Here is a 2334-nt window from a genome sequence, read left to right as displayed (position 1 = left end):
TTTCGGTATTGGTTTAACAAAGACGAGCAAACCTGACAGCGGAAAAATCTGCTATCGTCGGCTAAAAAAGCGGTTAGCGTCATGAAAATAGCGGGCGCTAAGGCCAGAAGAAAAGAGAGCGGCAGACCAGAATGGTCACTAACAAATGATAATAATTATTATCCTTATTTGCTTTCTGCATAAACACCTTCCAGGCTTGATCAGGCATTTCCACCCATCAAGCGAGAGAGGAGGATTTATGTTCCATCACTCATCAAAAATGCAGTTTCCGGTACGTGTAGAAAAACCCGATCCAGAATTCGCAATGCTGCTTCAGCAGGCTATCGGTGGGGTCGAAGGCGAAATCCGCGTCGCCATGCAATATTTTTTCCAGGCGATGGGCGCACGCGGCGATGCACGTATCCGTGACCTGTTAATGTCAACCGCAACGGAAGAGTTGGGTCATATCGAAATGCTGGCCTATGCGGTGGCGCTGAACCTTGAGGGCGCGCCGCTTTCCTATCAGGAAGCTTCAGCAAAAGATCCGGTGGTCAACGCCATTATGGGCGGCATGAACCCGCGTCATATCCTGTCATCAGGACTGGCCGCGCTGCCGGTAAATGCGAACGGCATGCCGTTTGATATGAGCCACATCTATGCATCAGGGAACGTGGCGGCGGATATGCTGGCTAACGTGACGGCGGAAGCCACAGGCCGCGTGCTGGCTACGCGCCTGTACAATATGACCGAAGATAAGGGCATGAAGGATTTCCTCTCCTTCCTGATCGCGCGTGACACTATGCACCAGCAGCAGTGGCTGGCGGTGATTGAAGATATGGGCGGTCTGAACGCCTCTCTGCCGATCCCCAACAGCTTCCCGCAGGAGCATGAAGCGTCTGAGCATTCCTATTACTGCCTCAACACCTCACTGGATAAACCGTTGCCGAAAGGCCGCTGGAGCGAAGGTCCCTCGTACGATGGCAAAGGCCAGTTTACGGCGAAAGAGAAGCCTGAAATTCTGGGCGATGAGCCGCTGCTGGGGCCAGCCCGTCCGGGTTCCGGCGCGCAGAATGAGCAGATCTCCGGCACCGTTCCGCCGACCGGCACCGTGCCGCCTTCTGGTGCAGTGAAATAGGGCCGTTTGTACTGACGACCCGGGATATTGAAAATGGATGCAAAGGCCGCCTGAGGGCGGCCTTTTTTTGCGATCAACAAAGTGATTTAGCGCGGCTTACCGCCGCAGCGCGGCCGCTTTCCGCGCATGCCTTCTGGCATTATTCAACGCAGGACATACCTTTGCGGCTGGAACGTTGCATCCTTATGCCCTGAATTACTCTTTTCCGCCATCATTCTGATAAACAGTAACGCAGTGCCTGCGGATCGCCGTTAATACTTCAGTCGCGATGAATCTGATTAACCTTGATCTTAACAAACCAAAAACCTGATGCCGAAAGGCGCGAATTTAACTGATGGCTAAAGGAAACGCACAGCCAGAACGAAAGGGGATAAAGTAGCGAAGTGACGGAATAAGCGGCTTAATATCTCTTTCGAGAACAGAGTGCGCATAGTCGATGACCTGAACGATGTTAATGGGCTGCTTTCCGCTGACTCAGAAAAAGCTGGTCCGGTAACAGGAACGACCACGGATAATTCTGGCAAACAGAATACTGCTGACAAGAGATATTACCGACTTGTGAACCGGGAAAAATTGCCAGTTCGACATTATCTCAAACCAGGGCGCGTTTTACGTTACCGGACTACAGAGGTATGCCGTCAGCGAAGATCTCTGCGCAATAATACCTCCAGCGCCTGACGATAGACCTGCAGCTTAATGGTGTCGCTTTCCGTTTCAAGCTTTTCCAGCAGGCCAGAGATGATCGCCTTTTCTTTCAGCGTCTCTTTGGAGCGGGCGATATTATCGGTCAGCGTACGCAGCAGTTCCTCCTGACTTAATTGCTGCGGCGCTGACTGCTTAAAATAGTTAGCAATCTGCACTTCAATACCGGGTTCCTGATGCACGGCTTCTCTCCATTGAAACAATTTGCTAATAAACGGTGGTAGAATGTTAAAGCAGTAATGCCTGCATTTACTTTTATTACAGAAAAAAAACCTCTGAAAACAGAAATCCCTTTGTTTCCAGAGGCGGTGTAAAACACCATTCGTTACTTTGTGACTAAACATCACCGCAGAAGTTATATAGGAAAAATAAGATTATTCCATTTTTTTATCGAGTTTTTTGTGTGGTGTGACCAGTTTCATGGAATATAACTGCCTAATAGTTTCTTTTGTTTTTATTAATGGCCTTAAAACTAGCATGCTTAGTAATTCATTTGAAATAAATAATATGTTAAAGAT

Annotated in this window: 2 protein-coding genes; one reads left to right on the top strand and one right to left on the bottom strand. The window is 49.1% G+C overall.

What is annotated here, in order from left to right:
- Positions 1–238: 238 nt before the first annotated feature.
- Entirely contained in the window at positions 239–1114 is an 876-nt protein-coding gene (locus tag MYY08_RS03285; RefSeq protein WP_190296766.1) for a manganese catalase family protein, read from the top strand.
- 638 nt (positions 1115–1752) lie between these two features.
- On the opposite strand, the gene MYY08_RS03280 is transcribed toward MYY08_RS03285, so the two are convergent.
- Positions 1753–1998: a biofilm development regulator YmgB/AriR family protein gene (locus MYY08_RS03280; protein WP_190296767.1), complete on the bottom strand. Its 246-nt coding sequence runs from the start codon at positions 1996–1998 to the stop codon at positions 1753–1755.
- Positions 1999–2334 lie beyond the last annotated feature (336 nt).

The organism is Mixta sp., assembly GCF_024610815.1.
In the GTDB taxonomy this organism is placed as follows: Bacteria; Pseudomonadota; Gammaproteobacteria; order Enterobacterales; family Enterobacteriaceae; genus Mixta; species Mixta calida.
Note: the sequence above shows the minus strand (reverse complement) of the source record. Positions and strands in the feature narration are given on the sequence as shown.